Origin of the sequence: Tritonibacter sp. SIMBA_163, from assembly GCF_046535935.1 — a bacterium.
Taxonomy (GTDB): Bacteria; Pseudomonadota; Alphaproteobacteria; order Rhodobacterales; family Rhodobacteraceae; genus Epibacterium; species Epibacterium scottomollicae.
The window spans coordinates 1-276 of the sequence record NZ_JAWJBP010000376.1 but is presented as its reverse complement, the minus strand read 5'-3'; the positions used below and the strand labels follow the sequence as shown (position 1 = coordinate 276).

The following is a 276-nucleotide window of genomic DNA, read 5'->3' as shown; positions in this document are numbered from 1 at the left end:
CATGTGAATGCGTGGCTGCAACCCAAGCTGGCGATGCTCGGCCTCGCCGATTCGCTCGACTTCGCGAGCGTGCGCGATATGGTGATGGGCCAGCTCGAAGGCAGTGCGCAGACGGTCGCGCGGTATGCGTGGACGTCGATTGTGACAAGCGGCAACGTCATGATGACCGTGGTCGGCAATCTCGTGATGGTGCCGCTCGTGCTGTTCTATCTGCTTTACGACTGGAACCGCATGCTGCTGCGCATGCAGAGCGTGGTGCCGCGGCGCTGGCTCGAC

1 pseudogene is annotated in these 276 nt (G+C 62.7%); it reads left to right on the top strand.

What is annotated here, in order from left to right:
• Window positions 1-276, top strand: a pseudogene (locus tag R0J92_RS22785) (hypothetical protein); the annotation flags it as partial.